Below are 13,688 nucleotides of genomic sequence, written 5' to 3'. Positions count from 1 at the left end.
AACAAAAGCGGTCAATAACGATCCGGTGCAGGCAAACACAACAGGTACGTTCACAACGACAGATGGGGATTTGCGGATGAAATTAACAACAGGTAAGGCACTGCTGGCGGGTTGTATTGCGATGGCCATGAGCCAGGCGGCCATGGCGAAAGACATCAAGGTGGCGATCGTCGGGGCGATGTCCGGCCCGGTCGCGCAGTATGGCGACATGGAGTTTACCGGCGCGCGCCAGGCGATTGCCGACATCAACGCCAAGGGCGGCATCAAGGGCGACAAGCTGGTCGGCGTGGAATACGACGACGCCTGCGACCCGAAACAGGCGGTTGCGGTCGCCAACAAGGTGATCAACGACGGCATTCGCTACGTGATCGGCCACCTGTGCTCCTCGTCCACCCAGCCGGCGTCCGATATTTATGAAGACGAAGGCGTGATCATGATTACCCCGGCGGCCACCAACGCCGATCTGACCACCCGCGGCTACAAAATGATCATGCGCACTACCGGCCTGGATTCGGATCAGGGTCCGACCGCCGCCAAATACATCCTCAGCGACATCAAGCCGAAGCGCATCGCCGTGGTGCACGACAAGCAGCAATATGGTGAAGGCCTGGCGCGCTCGGTGCGCGACAGCCTGAAAAAACAGGGCACCGAAGTGGCGATGTTCGAAGGCATCACCGCCGGCGACAAAGACTTCTCCACCCTGGTGGCGCGCCTGAAGAAAGAGAATATCGACTTCGTGTATTTCGGCGGTTACTACCCGGAAATGGGCCAGATCCTGCGCCAGGCCAAACAGGCCGGGTTGACCACCCGCTTCATGGGGCCGGAAGGCGTGGGCAACTCCTCGCTGTCCAACATCGCCGGGGCCGCTTCGGAAGGCATGCTGGTGACGCTGCCGAAGCGCTACGATCAGGTGCCTGCCAACCAGCCGATCGTCGATGCGTTGAAAGCCAAGAAGCTGGATCCGACCGGCCCGTTCGTCTGGACCACCTATGCCGCGCTGCAGTCGCTGACCACCGGCATGGAGCGCAGCGGCAGCCAGGAGCCGGCGGACATCGTCAAGGATCTGAAAACCGGCAAGCCGGTGGAGACCGTGATGGGGCCGCTGAGCTGGGATGACAAGGGCGATCTGAAAGGCTTCGAGTTCGGCGTGTTCGAATGGCATGCCAACGGCACGTCCACACCGATCAAATAAGCCATAATGATTAGGGTGGGGCGCGGCTCGCTGCGCCCGGCGGGTCGGCTTGCCGGCCCCGTCTCCCTTTACCCGCCGGTTCTCCGCCGGCGGGTTTCGCAGCCAAGGGTTCAGAGTATGTCAGAGCAGCTCCTCTATTTTCTGCAGCAGATGTTCAACGGCTTAACGTTGGGCAGCACCTATGCATTGATCGCCATCGGTTACACCATGGTTTACGGCATTATCGGCATGATCAACTTCGCCCACGGCGAGGTGTACATGATCGGCAGCTATGTCTCCTTTATCGTTATCGCCGCCCTGATGATGCTCGGCATTGACGTCGGCTGGTTGCTGATCGGCGCCGCGTTCCTGGTCTCGATCGTCATCGCCAGCGCCTACGGCTGGAGCATCGAGCGGGTGGCCTACAAGCCGGTGCGCAACTCCAAGCGCCTGATTGCGCTGATCTCGGCCATCGGCATGTCGATATTCCTGCAAAACTACGTCAGCCTGACGCAGGGCTCACGCGATCTGGCGCTGCCCAGCCTGGTGTCCGGCCAGTGGGTGCTGGGGGAAAGCAACGGCTTCGCCGCCACCATCAGCACCATGCAGCTGACCATCTGGCTCGTGACCTTCCTGGCGATGCTGGCGCTGACGCTGTTTATCCGCTATTCGCGCATGGGCCGCGCCTGCCGCGCCTGTGCGGAAGACCTGAAGATGGCCAGCCTGCTGGGCATCAACACTGACCGGGTGATCTCGCTGACCTTCGTCATCGGGGCGGTGATGGCGGCGGTGGCCGGGGTGTTGCTCGGCCAGTTCTACGGCGTCATCAACCCCTACATCGGCTTTATGGCCGGCATGAAAGCCTTCACCGCCGCGGTCCTGGGCGGCATCGGCAGCATTCCCGGCGCGATGATCGGCGGCCTGGTGCTGGGCGTGGCGGAAGCGCTGACCTCCGCCTATCTCAGCACCGAATACAAAGACGTGGTGTCGTTCGCGTTGCTGATCGTGGTGCTGCTGATCATGCCGACCGGCATCCTCGGGCGTCCGGAGGTTGAGAAAGTATGAAACTCAATCTGCTCAATGCGCTGATCGCCACGGCGGTGCTGTTCGTGATGGCGTCGTTCCTGATGGGCATGCAGCTTAGCCTGGACGGCACCAAGCTGGTGGTGCACGGCGCGGCGGAAGTGCGCTGGATGTGGATCGGCATCGGCTGCGTCATCGTCTTTTTCTTCCAGCTGTTGCGCCCGCTGCTGCAGCAGGGATTGAAAAAAATCTCCGGCCCGGCGTTCGTGCTGCCGAGCTTCGACGGCACCACGCCGCGGCAAAAGCTGCTGGCGGCTCTGCTCATCGTCGCGGCGGTCGCCTGGCCGTTCCTGGTATCGCGCGGCACGGTGGATATCGCCACCCTGACGCTGATCTACGTGATGCTGGGCCTCGGCCTCAACGTGGTGGTGGGCTTGTCCGGCTTGCTGGTGCTCGGCTACGGTGGTTTCTACGCCATCGGCGCTTACACCTACGCGCTGCTGAATCACTATTACGGCCTCGGCTTCTGGGAGAGCCTGCCACTGGCGGGCATCGTCACCGCCGCCTTCGGCTTCCTGCTCGGTTTCCCGGTGCTGCGGCTGCGCGGCGACTATCTGGCGATCGTGACGCTCGGCTTCGGTGAGATCGTGCGCATCCTGCTACTGAACAATACCGAGATCACCGGCGGGCCGAACGGCATCAGCCAGATCCCGAAACCGACCTTTTTCGGCCTGGAGTTCAACCGCAGCGTGCGCGACGGCGGTTGGGATACCTTCCATAACTTCTTCGGCCTGAAATACGATCCGAGCGATCGCATCATATTCCTGTATCTGGTGGCGCTGCTGCTGGTGGTGCTGACGCTGTTCGTCATCAACCGCCTGCTGCGCATGCCGCTCGGGCGCGCCTGGGAAGCGCTGCGCGAAGACGAGATCGCCTGCCGCTCGCTGGGCCTCAGCCCGACGCGCATCAAGCTGACCGCCTTTACCATCAGCGCCGCTTTCGCCGGGTTTGCCGGCACGCTGTTCGCCGCGCGCCAGGGCTTCGTCAGCCCGGAATCTTTCACCTTCGTCGAATCGGCCTTCGTGTTGGCGATCGTCGTACTGGGGGGCATGGGCTCGCAGTTCGCGGTCATTCTGGCGGCGATCCTGCTGGTGGTGTCGCGCGAACTGATGCGCGATCTGAATGAATACAGCATGTTGCTGCTGGGTGCGCTGATGGTGTTGATGATGATTTGGCGGCCGCAGGGGCTGTTGCCGATGAAACGGCCGCAGCTGAAGCTGCAGGCGGCGGACATTCAGGCGGGCAAGGGGGAGCAGGCATGAGCGTTCAACCTTTACTGCAGGTGGAAGGCCTGTCGATGCGTTTCGGCGGGCTGCTGGCGGTCAACAACGTGGCGTTGACGCTGAACGAAGGCGAAATCGTGTCGCTGATCGGCCCCAACGGCGCCGGTAAGACCACGGTGTTCAACTGCCTGACCGGTTTTTACCGCCCGACCGGCGGCACCATCAAATTGCGCGATCGCCACCTGGAAGGGCTGGCGGGGCAGGCCATCGCCCGCATGGGCGTGGTGCGCACCTTCCAGCACGTGCGGCTGTTCCGTGAAATGACGGTGATCGAGAACCTGCTGGTGGCGCAGCATCAGCACCTGAAAAGCGGCGTGTTTGCCGGGCTGTTGAAAACCCCGGCCTTCCGCCGCGCCGAAGCCGAGGCGCTGACGCACGCGGCGGAGTGGCTGGAGCGCGTCGGCCTGCTGGAGATGGCCAACCGTTCGGCGGGCAACCTGGCCTATGGGCAGCAGCGGCGGCTGGAGATCGCCCGCTGCATGGTGACCCGGCCGGAGCTGCTGATGCTGGACGAACCGGCCGCCGGCCTCAACCCGAAAGAGACCGACGAACTGGATCACCTGATCGTCGAGCTGCGCGATCGGCATAAGGTATCGGTGCTGCTGATCGAGCACGACATGAAGCTGGTGATGGGCATTTCCGACCGCATTTACGTGGTGAATCAGGGCACGCCGCTGGCGCAGGGCACACCGGCGGAGATCCGCAACAACCCGGACGTGATCCGGGCTTATTTGGGCGAAGAATAATATGTTGTCATTCAATCAGGTATCCGCCCATTACGGCAAAATTCAGGCGCTGCATCAGGTCAGCCTCACGATAAGCCAGGGTGAAATCGTGACGTTAATCGGCGCCAACGGCGCCGGTAAAACCACGCTGCTCGGCACTCTGTGCGGCGAGCCGCGCGCCAGCGAAGGCAGCATCGTCTTTCAGGATCAGGACATCACCCAGTGGCAAACCTCGCGCATCATGCGCGAAGCGGTGGCGATCGTGCCGGAAGGGCGGCGCGTCTTCTCGCGCATGACGGTGGAAGAAAACCTGGCGATGGGCGGCTTCTTCGCCGATCGCCGGCAGTATCAACAGCGCATCGAACGGGTGTTCACTCTGTTCCCACGCCTGCTGGAGCGCCGAAACCAGCGTGCCGGCACCATGTCCGGCGGCGAACAGCAGATGTTGGCCATCGGCCGCGCGCTGATGAGCCAGCCGAAGCTGCTGCTGCTCGACGAGCCCTCGCTCGGGCTGGCGCCGATCATCATCCAGCAGATCTTCGACATCATTCAGCAGCTGCGGGAAGAGGGCATGACCATCTTCCTGGTGGAGCAAAACGCCAATCAGGCGCTGAAATTGGCGGACCGCGGTTATGTGCTGGAAAACGGCCGCGTGGTGTTGGAAGATACGGGGGCTGCATTGTTAGCCAACGAAGCAGTGAGGTCGGCGTATCTGGGCGGTTAATCCGCCCCCCTACGAATTAAAATAATCAGGTACGAGAAGAAGAAATGAAGACAGAAGGGTTACTCGCGCAGCGCATCGTTAACGTAAAAAGTTCGGCCATCCGTGAATTGCTTAAACACAGCAAGATGGAACACGTCATTTCGCTGGCGGGCGGCATCCCCTCTGATGCGCTGTTCGATTTCGAAGGATTGAGCATCGCCACCCAGCAGGCGATCACCGAACAGCCGAAAAGCGCGTTCCAGTATGGCCTGACCGAGGGCAGCCCGCTGCTGCGTGAGCGCATTTGCGCGCTGTGCGCCGAGCGCGGCGTCACCGCGCGCGCGGAAGAGGTGATGGTCACCGCCGGCTCGCAGCAGGCATTGGATTTGGTGATGCGCGCCATCGTCAACCCCGGCGACGTGTTCGTGGTGGAGCGCCCGACCTACCTGGCGGCGCTGCAAACGCTGGAGCTGGCGGAAGCCAACATCATGTCGGTCTCGTCAGACAGCGACGGCATGGTGGTGGAAGAGCTGGCCGAGCTGCTGAAAACCCAGCGCATCAAGGGCGTGTACGTGGTGCCGAACTTCGGCAACCCCAGCGGCATCACCCTGAGCGCCGCGCGCCGCGAACTGCTGGTGAAGCTGGCCGCCGAACATAACTTCCTGATCATCGAAGACGATCCGTACGGCGAGCTGCGTTTCACCGAAGAGCGTCACCCGACGCTGCATCAGGTGTCGCAGCAGGTGCTGGGCAACACCGACCACATCATTTATACCTCGACCTTCTCCAAGATCCTGGCGCCGGGTCTGCGGTTGGGCTGGGCGATCCTGCCGCCGTTCCTGCTGCATAAAGTGGCGATCATCAAACAGGCGGCGGATCTGCACGCCAGCGCGCTGTCGCAGAGCATCGTCGAATGCTACCTCGGCCTGGATCGCCTGCCGGCGCAGATCGACAAGATCCGCGCCGCCTACAAACAGAAGGGCGAGATCCTGGCCGGTTTGGTGGAGCAGGAGCTGGGCGACTACATCACCTTCGATAAGCCGAAGGGCGGCATGTTCCTGTGGGCGCGTTTCCGCCAGCCGTTCAACGCCACCGAATGGCTGAATACCACGCTGCAGCAGGGCGTGGTGTTCGTGCCGGGGGAATACTTCTTCTCCGACAACCCGGATCGTTCGACCTTCCGCCTGTCGTTCGCCACCGCCACCGAGCAACAAATGCAGGAAGCGGTGGCGCGCCTGCGCCGTTCGCTGTAATCCCCGCGGCGGCGGAGCGCATGCCCGCCGCCGACATCAAACTGCCATCTTCACTTCACTCTCCTGTCACATGGCTGTCACTTTTTAGTTATTTTTCTGTCATCCGCGCATGGCATGTTAGCTTCCGAACAAAAAACTGATTCTTTTCGCTCACGCGCTTTTACACCAGCTTTTTTCAGGAGTTAGGCATGCTCACCTACGCTATTCGCAAAACCACGCTGTGCGTCGCATTGACCCTGGCGGTCAGCACTCAGGCGCTGGCGGCGACCGAGATCCCGTTCTGGCATTCGATGGAAGGCGAACTGGGTAAGGAAGTGGACTCCCTGGCGGATCGCTTCAACCAGTCGCACAGCGACGTCAAGATTGTGCCGGTTTACAAAGGCAACTACGAACAGAGCCTGGCGGCGGGCATCGCCGCTTACCGCTCCGGCAAGGCGCCGGCGATCCTGCAGGTTTACGAGGTGGGCACCGCCACCATGATGGCCAGCAAGGCCATCAAACCGGTCTATGAAGTGTTTAAAGAGGCCGGCATCAACTTCGACGAGTCGGTGTTCGTGCCGACGGTAGCCGGCTATTACACCGACAACAAGAGCGGCCATCTGCTGTCGCAGCCGTTCAACAGCTCTACGCCGGTGCTGTACTACAATAAAGACGCCTTCAAGAAGGCCGGCCTGAACCCGGATCAGCCGCCGAAAACCTGGCAGGAGCTGGCGGCGGATACCGCCAAACTGCGTGAGGCCGGCATGAAGTGCGGCTACGCCAGCGGTTGGCAGGGCTGGATCCAGCTGGAGAACTTCAGCGCCTGGCACGGCGTGCCGTTCGCCAGCGAAAACAACGGTTTCGGCGGCACCAACGCCAAGCTGGAGTTCAACAAGCCGCTGCAGGTCAAGCATATCGCGCTGCTCGAAGCGATGAACAAGAAGGGTGATTTCACCTACTTCGGCCGCAAAGACGAATCCACCGAGAAGTTTTATAACGGCGACTGCGCCATCACCACCGCGTCATCCGGTTCGCTGGCGGACATCAAGCACTACGCCAAATTCAACTACGGCGTCGGCATGATGCCGTACGACGCCGACGCGAAAAACGCGCCGCAGAACGCCATCATCGGCGGGGCCAGCCTGTGGGTGATGAACGGTAAAGACGCCGCCACCTACAAGGGCGTGGCCGAGTTCCTGCAGTACCTGGCGCAGCCAGAAATCGCCGCCGAATGGCACCAGAAGACCGGTTATCTGCCGATCACCACCGCGGCTTACGATCTGACCAAGCAGCAGGGCTTCTACGACAAGAACCCGGGCGCCGACGTCGCCACTCGCCAGATGCTGAACAAGCCGCCGTTGCCGTTCACCAAGGGCCTGCGCCTCGGCAACATGCCGCAGATCCGCAGCGTGGTGGATGAGGAGCTGGAAGGCGTATGGACCGGCAAGAAAACGCCTCAGCAGGCGTTGGACGCCGCCGTGCAGCGCGGTGACGTGCTGCTGCGCCGTTTCGAAGCATCGACCAAGTAACCCTGCGTCGCGGGCCCGTCCGATCGGGCTCGCGTCTTCACGCCGATCCTTCCGTACCCGATTAATGGTTTAACTGCTATGTCATCTTCCCGTCCCGGTTTCGGCTGCAGCTGGTTGCCCTATGCGTTGGTGCTGCCGCAGCTGCTGATTACCGCCGTCTTCTTTTTATGGCCCGCCGGCGAGGCGCTGTGGTATTCGGTGCAGAGCCTCGATCCGTTCGGCCTGTCCAGCCAGTTTGTTGGGCTGGATAACTTTAAGCAGCTGTTTCAGGATCCTTACTACCTCGACTCGTTCTACACCACGCTGATCTTCAGCTTCCTGGTGGCGGGCATCGGGCTGGCGGTTTCGCTGTTCTTCGCCGCGCTGGTGGACTACGTGCTGCGCGGCAGCCGGCTCTATCGCACGCTGATGATCCTGCCCTATGCGGTGGCGCCGGCGGTGGCGGCGGTGCTGTGGATCTTTCTGTTCAACCCCGGCCTGGGGTTGATCACCCATTTCCTCAACGGGCTGGGCTATAACTGGAACCATGCGCAAAACAGCGGCCAGGCGATGTTCCTGGTGGTGCTGGCCTCGGTATGGCAGCAGATAAGCTATAACTTCCTGTTTTTCCTCGCGGCGCTGCAGTCGATCCCGCGCTCGCTGGTGGAGGCGGCGGCCATCGACGGCGCCGGCCCGGTGCGGCGTTTCTTCCATCTGGTGCTGCCGCTGATCGCGCCGGTGAGCTTCTTCCTGCTGGTGGTCAATCTGGTGTACGCCTTCTTCGATACCTTCCCGGTGATCGACGCCGCCACCGGCGGCGGGCCGGTGCAGTCCACCACCACGTTGATCTACAAGATCTACCGCGAAGGCTTCGCCGGATTGGATCTCTCCAGCTCTGCCGCGCAGTCGGTGATCCTGATGCTGCTGGTGATCGGCCTGACGGTGATCCAGTTCCGCTTCGTTGAACGTAAGGTGCGCTATCAATGATTGAGAATCGACGCGGGCTGGATATCTTCAGCCATGTGATGCTGATTATCGGCGTGCTGGTGGTGCTGTTCCCGCTGTACGTGGCCTTTGTCGCCGCCACGCTGGACGACAAGCAGGTATTTCAGGTGCCGATGACGCTGGTGCCCGGCGGCCACCTGTGGGAAAACATCCGCAATATCTGGCAGGGCGGCGTGGGCAACCTCAAGGTGCCGTTCTCGCTGCTGCTGCTGAACAGCGTGATCATGGCGCTGGCGATCACCTTCGGCAAGATCGCGGTGTCGGTGCTGTCGGCTTACGCCATCGTGTACTTCCGCTTCCCGCTGCGCAGCCTGTTCTTCTGGCTGATTTTCCTCACCCTGATGCTGCCGGTGGAGGTGCGTATCTTCCCGACGGTGGAGGTGATCTCCAACCTCAACCTGCTGGACAGCTACACCGGCCTGACGCTGCCGCTGATGGCCTCGGCCACCGCGACCTTCCTGCTGCGCCAGTTCTTCATGACGCTGCCGGATGAGCTGCTGGAGGCGGCGCGCATCGACGGCGCCGGGCCGATGCGTTTCTTCTGGGACATCGTGCTGCCGCTGTCGAAAACCAATCTGGCGGCGCTGTTCGTCATCACCTTTATCTACGGCTGGAACCAATACCTGTGGCCGATCCTGATCACCAGCGACGCCTCGATGGGCACCGCGGTGGCGGGCATCAAGAGCATGATCTCCACCTCCGGCGCGCCGACCCAGTGGAACCAGGTGATGGCGGCGATGATTCTGACTTTATTGCCACCGCTGGCGGTGGTGCTTCTGATGCAGCGTTTGTTTGTGCGCGGTCTGGTTGATAGCGAGAAATAACGACGATGGCAGGATTAAAACTACAGGCGGTCACCAAGTCTTACGACGGTAAAACGCCGGTGATCAAACAGATCGACCTCGACGTGGCGGACGGCGAATTCATCGTGATGGTCGGCCCGTCCGGCTGCGGCAAATCCACGCTGCTGCGGATGGTGGCCGGGCTGGAACGCACCACCAGCGGCGATATCTATATCGATACCCGGCGCGTGACCGATCTGGAGCCCAAGGATCGCGGCATCGCGATGGTGTTCCAGAACTACGCGCTCTATCCGCACATGAGCGTGTACGACAACATGGCCTACGGCCTCAAGATCCGCGGTTTCGGCAAGGATCATATCCGCCAGCGGGTGGAAGAAGCGGCACGCATCCTGGAGCTGGAGCCGCTGCTCAAGCGCAAACCGCGCGAGCTTTCCGGCGGCCAGCGCCAGCGCGTGGCGATGGGGCGCGCCATCGTGCGCGAACCGGCGGTATTCCTGTTCGATGAGCCGCTGTCCAACCTGGACGCCAAGCTGCGGGTGCAGATGCGCCTCGAGCTGCAACAGCTGCATCGTCGTCTGAAAACCACCAGCCTGTACGTGACCCACGATCAGGTGGAGGCGATGACGTTGGCGCAGCGGGTGATCGTGATGAACAAGGGCGTGGCGGAGCAGATCGGCACCCCGAGCGAGGTGTATCAACGGCCGGCTTCGCTGTTCGTCGCCGGCTTTATCGGATCGCCGGCGATGAACCTGCTGCCAGGCACCCTGAGCGCCGACGGCGGCCAGCTGCTGCTGGCGGACGGCATGGCGCTGCCGTTGCCGGCGGCCAAACCGCAGTGGGCGGGGCGGCCGTTGACGTTGGGCATTCGGCCGGAGCATATTCAGTTGGTGGCGCAAGGCCAGGGCGTGCCGCTGCAGCTGCAGACGCTGGAGCTGCTGGGGGCCGATAATCTGGCGCACGGCCAGTGGGGCGGCCACGGGGTGATCGCGCGGCTGTCGCATGAAACCTTGCCGGCGGCGGGCAGTACGCTATATTTGCAGCTGCCTGCTCAGGCGCTGCACTTCTTTGACACCGACAGCGGATTACGGATGGATTGATGACCAGACATTGGCCTTACCCTCATATCGTCGCCCACCGCGGCGGCGGTTCTCTGGCGCCGGAAAACACCCTGGCGGCGATCGACGTCGGCGCGCGCCACGGCCACAAGATGATCGAGTTCGACGCCAAGCTGGCGCAGGACGGGCAAATTTTCCTGCTGCACGACGACACGCTGGATCGCACCAGCAACGGCTGGGGCGTGGCGGGCGAGCTGCCGTGGGACAAACTGGTGCAGCTGGACGCCGGCAACTGGTACAGCTCGGCCTTCAAGGGCGAGCGGCTGCCGCTGCTGTCGGAGGTGGCGGAACGCTGCCAGGAACGCGGCCTGATGGCCAATATCGAGATCAAGCCGACCACCGGCAGCGACGATGAAACCGGCCGGGTGGTGGCGCTGGCGGCGCGGCTGCTGTGGCAAGGGCAGACCGATCCGCTGCTTTCCTCCTTCTCGGTAGAAGCGCTGGCGGCGGCGCAGCGCACCGTGCCGGATTTGCCGCGCGGCCTGCTGCTGGAGGACTGGGACGACAACTGGCGCGAGCTGACCGAACGCCTGGATTGCGTCTCGCTGCATATCGATCACAAAGCGCTGACCGCCGAGCGGGTAAAAGCGTTGAAAGATGCCGGGCTGCGCATTCTGGTGTATACCGTCAACCAACCGGATCGCGCGCGCCTGCTGCTCGACTGGGGCGTTGACTGCATTTGCACCGACCGGATAGATTTGATCGGCCCGGATTTTTAATCCGGCGCCGATGAATCCCGCGACGACAAGCCTTGCCGCCGCACCACCGGAAGGAATGCGATGCCTGGCTTTATGATGTCACTGTGGCACCAGATCGTGCTGTCTTTACCGCTGTTTGTGCTGATCGCGTTGGGTTATGGGCTGATTCGCTGGGGGAAATGGCCTGCCGGCATCACCGATGGCCTGACGCGCTTCGTGTTTTCCCTCGCCTTGCCCGCCATGCTGTTTCGCATGATGTGCGACTTCTCGCAGCGCCCGGCGGTCGACGCCCGGCTGCTGATCGCGTTTTTCGGCAGTTGCCTGATCGTGTTCGTGCTCGGCCGTCTCGTCGCCCGGCACCTCTTTCGGCTGGATGGCGTCGCCGGATCGGTGTTTGCGCTGGGCGGCATTTTCTCCAATAACGTGATGCTCGGCTTGCCGATCGCCGGCGTAATGCTGGGGGAGGCGGCGATCCCGTCGGTGGCGCTGGTGCTGGTGTTCAACGGCCTGATCCTGTGGACGCTGGTGACGGTGTCGATCGAATGGGCGCGCAACGGCTCGCCGACGCTGAGCGGCTTCGCCAAAACCGCGCGCAGCGTGCTGACCAATCCGCTGATCGTCGGCATTCTGTCCGGCACCCTGTTCAGCCTGACCGGCCTGCCGCTGCCGGCCTTCGTCGATCGGCCGATCAGCATGCTCGGCCAGGTGGCGGCGCCGCTGTCGCTGGTGGTGCTCGGCATGGGGCTGGCGGAGTACCGCATCGGCGAAGGCTGGCGGCTGAGCAGCGCCATCTGCGTGCTGAAACTGCTGGTGCAGCCATTAGTGATTTGGCTGCTGGCCTGGATGATGGATCTGCCGCCGATGGAGACCCGGGTTGTGGTGCTGCTGGGCTCGATGGCGGTGGGGGTGAACGTCTACCTGATGTCGCGCCAGTTTAATACGCTCACCGGCCCGGCCGCCACCAGCCTGGTGATGTCCACCGTGCTGGCGGCGATCACTACGCCGCTGATCCTCACCGTTATGGGCGTGCGGGCGTAGCCGGCATCGGCGCCTGCGGCACCGCCGGCGCGGTGCGATTGAACGGATCGCGCGGCTGGTTGCCGTTGGGCAGCAGCTGCCCGCCGTTCGGCGAGGTTTGCAACAGCTGCTGCCGTTGATTGTCGAACTGCCGTTGCTGCTGCAGGCGGCGTTGATCCATCTGCCGATTGTTCAACAGGCGCTGTTGCTGAGCCTGTTGGCTGTTTTGGTTGAGCAACTGCTGCTGTGAGCGCAGGTCGGTTACGCCGTTGGCCGCCGCAGCCAGGCCGGGCAGCCACAGCAGAACAAACAGGATGTGAGAAGTTTTCATGATGGTTACCTCGCCTTTTTATCAAGCCTAACCCAACGGTGAAATTTTGCCGGTAGTTTGTCTTTTGTTCAGATGTAAACCGCCTTTTCGCCAACGCGGCGCGCATCTTCCGTTACAATCGCCCTTTCGGTCTTTTTAGGGTGAACCCATCGTGCTGCTTTTGGTTATAACCACCATCCTGTGGGCGTTTTCTTTCAGCCTGATTGGCGAGTACCTGGCGGGTCAGGTCGACAGCGGGTTCTCGGCGCTGGTGCGCATCGGGCTGGCGGCGTTGGTGTTCCTGCCGTTTCTGCGCTGGCGCAATATCAAGCCCAGGGTGATCCTGCTGTATATGCTGGTGGGCGCTTTCCAACTGGGCATCATGTACCTGTTCAGCTTCCGCGCCTATCTCTACCTGACGGTGCCCGAATTCCTGCTGTTCACCGTGCTGACGCCGCTGTACATCACCTTGATCTACGATTTGCTGAGTGGCCGACGCCTGCGGTGGGGCTACGTATTCAGCGCGCTGCTGGCGGTGCTGGGCGCGGCGATCATCCGCTATCACCAACTGAGCGAACACTTTTGGTGGGGGCTGCTGTTGGTGCAGGCGGCGAATATCAGCTTCGCCATCGGCATGGTCGGCTATAAGCGCCTGATGGAAGTGCACCCCTTGCCGCAGCACACCGCATTTTCCTGGTTCTACCTGGGGGCGGCGGTGGTGGCGGTGGTGGCCTGGTTCCTGTGGGGCAATCCGCAGCAGCTGCCGACCACCAATCTGCAGTGGGGCGTGTTGATCTGGCTGGGCGTGGTGGCGTCGGGGCTGGGCTACTTCATGTGGAACTATGGCGCGACGCAGGTGGATGCCGGCACGCTCGGCATCATGAACAACATGCATGTGCCGGCCGGTTTGTTGGTCAACCTGGCCATCTGGCAACAGCAGCCGCATTGGCCGAGCTTTATCATCGGCGGGGCGGTGATCGTCGCTTCGCTGTGGGTGCACCGGCGCTGGGTGGCGCCGAAACGGCTCGGCTAAGC

Annotated in this window: 14 protein-coding genes; 13 read left to right on the top strand and 1 reads right to left on the bottom strand. The window is 62.2% G+C overall.

Translation table 11 applies throughout. From position 1 onward, the window contains the following. The first annotated feature begins 76 nt into the window (after positions 1 to 76). The 12 genes from ACJ8HB_RS14290 (at position 77) to ACJ8HB_RS14235 (ending at position 12,364) form a co-directional block, all read left to right on the top strand. Positions 77 to 1,192: a branched-chain amino acid ABC transporter substrate-binding protein gene (locus ACJ8HB_RS14290; protein WP_033636684.1), complete on the top strand. Its 1,116-nt coding sequence runs from the start codon at positions 77 to 79 to the stop codon at positions 1,190 to 1,192. A 117-nt stretch (positions 1,193 to 1,309) separates the two neighbouring features. After that, a complete protein-coding gene (livH, locus tag ACJ8HB_RS14285; protein WP_047569783.1) occupies positions 1,310 to 2,236 on the top strand; it encodes a high-affinity branched-chain amino acid ABC transporter permease LivH in 927 nt (308 codons plus the stop codon). After that, positions 2,233 to 3,516, top strand: coding sequence for a high-affinity branched-chain amino acid ABC transporter permease LivM (locus tag ACJ8HB_RS14280; protein ID WP_047569780.1), 1,284 nt, complete (start codon positions 2,233 to 2,235; stop codon positions 3,514 to 3,516). The genes livH and ACJ8HB_RS14280 overlap by 4 nt, the downstream gene beginning before the upstream one ends. Next, on the top strand, positions 3,513 to 4,283 hold the full coding sequence (gene livG, locus ACJ8HB_RS14275; RefSeq protein ID WP_033636686.1) for a high-affinity branched-chain amino acid ABC transporter ATP-binding protein LivG: 771 nt from the start codon (positions 3,513 to 3,515) through the stop codon (positions 4,281 to 4,283). The genes ACJ8HB_RS14280 and livG overlap by 4 nt, the downstream gene beginning before the upstream one ends. Before the next feature lies 1 nt (position 4,284). Then, positions 4,285 to 4,986, top strand: a complete 702-nt coding sequence (gene livF / locus ACJ8HB_RS14270; RefSeq protein WP_033636687.1) for a high-affinity branched-chain amino acid ABC transporter ATP-binding protein LivF — start codon at positions 4,285 to 4,287, stop codon at positions 4,984 to 4,986. A 44-nt stretch (positions 4,987 to 5,030) separates the two neighbouring features. Next, positions 5,031 to 6,218, top strand: coding sequence for an aminotransferase-like domain-containing protein (locus tag ACJ8HB_RS14265; protein ID WP_047569778.1), 1,188 nt, complete (start codon positions 5,031 to 5,033; stop codon positions 6,216 to 6,218). Positions 6,219 to 6,406: 188 nt separating this feature from the next. Beyond that, positions 6,407 to 7,726: a sn-glycerol-3-phosphate ABC transporter substrate-binding protein UgpB gene (gene ugpB, locus ACJ8HB_RS14260; protein WP_033636688.1), complete on the top strand. Its 1,320-nt coding sequence runs from the start codon at positions 6,407 to 6,409 to the stop codon at positions 7,724 to 7,726. Positions 7,727 to 7,804: 78 nt separating this feature from the next. After that, positions 7,805 to 8,692: a sn-glycerol-3-phosphate ABC transporter permease UgpA gene (gene ugpA, locus ACJ8HB_RS14255; RefSeq protein ID WP_015376293.1), complete on the top strand. Its 888-nt coding sequence runs from the start codon at positions 7,805 to 7,807 to the stop codon at positions 8,690 to 8,692. Continuing rightward, positions 8,689 to 9,534, top strand: coding sequence for a sn-glycerol-3-phosphate ABC transporter permease UgpE (gene ugpE / locus ACJ8HB_RS14250; protein ID WP_047569775.1), 846 nt, complete (start codon positions 8,689 to 8,691; stop codon positions 9,532 to 9,534). The genes ugpA and ugpE overlap by 4 nt, the downstream gene beginning before the upstream one ends. A 5-nt stretch (positions 9,535 to 9,539) precedes the next feature. Continuing rightward, positions 9,540 to 10,610: a sn-glycerol-3-phosphate import ATP-binding protein UgpC gene (locus tag ACJ8HB_RS14245; protein WP_047569772.1), complete on the top strand. Its 1,071-nt coding sequence runs from the start codon at positions 9,540 to 9,542 to the stop codon at positions 10,608 to 10,610. Beyond that, positions 10,610 to 11,347, top strand: coding sequence for a glycerophosphodiester phosphodiesterase (gene ugpQ, locus ACJ8HB_RS14240; protein WP_047569770.1), 738 nt, complete (start codon positions 10,610 to 10,612; stop codon positions 11,345 to 11,347). Before ACJ8HB_RS14245 ends, ugpQ begins: the two co-directional genes overlap by 1 nt. A 60-nt stretch (positions 11,348 to 11,407) precedes the next feature. Then, positions 11,408 to 12,364: an AEC family transporter gene (locus ACJ8HB_RS14235; RefSeq protein WP_047569768.1), complete on the top strand. Its 957-nt coding sequence runs from the start codon at positions 11,408 to 11,410 to the stop codon at positions 12,362 to 12,364. Here ACJ8HB_RS14235 and ACJ8HB_RS14230 read toward each other — a convergent pair. Then, positions 12,345 to 12,674: a hypothetical protein gene (locus tag ACJ8HB_RS14230; protein WP_047569765.1), complete on the bottom strand. Its 330-nt coding sequence runs from the start codon at positions 12,672 to 12,674 to the stop codon at positions 12,345 to 12,347. The two genes, ACJ8HB_RS14235 and ACJ8HB_RS14230, sit on opposite strands and share 20 nt — an antisense overlap. A gap of 151 nt (positions 12,675 to 12,825) precedes the next feature. Between ACJ8HB_RS14230 and ACJ8HB_RS14225 the strand changes: the two genes are divergently transcribed. Next, positions 12,826 to 13,686, top strand: a complete 861-nt coding sequence (locus ACJ8HB_RS14225; RefSeq protein ID WP_033649666.1) for a carboxylate/amino acid/amine transporter — start codon at positions 12,826 to 12,828, stop codon at positions 13,684 to 13,686. Positions 13,687 to 13,688 lie beyond the last annotated feature (2 nt).

This window comes from Serratia sp. CY27727 (genome assembly GCF_052169275.1).
Taxonomy (GTDB): domain Bacteria; phylum Pseudomonadota; class Gammaproteobacteria; order Enterobacterales; family Enterobacteriaceae; genus Serratia; species Serratia sarumanii.
Note: the sequence above shows the minus strand (reverse complement) of the source record. Positions and strands in the feature narration are given on the sequence as shown.